Below are 202 nucleotides of genomic sequence, written 5' to 3' on the forward strand. Positions count from 1 at the left end.
ATTATCAGAAGGGCATATGGTTATAGGGATAAGGAGTATATGAAGCTAAAGATTATTCAAGGATGTTCCTCTATGGGTGTCTTTAAACCCTATCCCTATCCTAATGCACCATAATCCGCGATGAGCCTCATTATTTTATAAACCCTAATTCCTTTGCTATTATCAATTGCGTTTCCAATTCTGCTGATGAGCCTAATGCTAT

This window comes from bacterium, assembly GCA_040753555.1.
Classification (GTDB): Bacteria; UBA9089; UBA9088; order UBA9088; family UBA9088; genus JBFLYE01.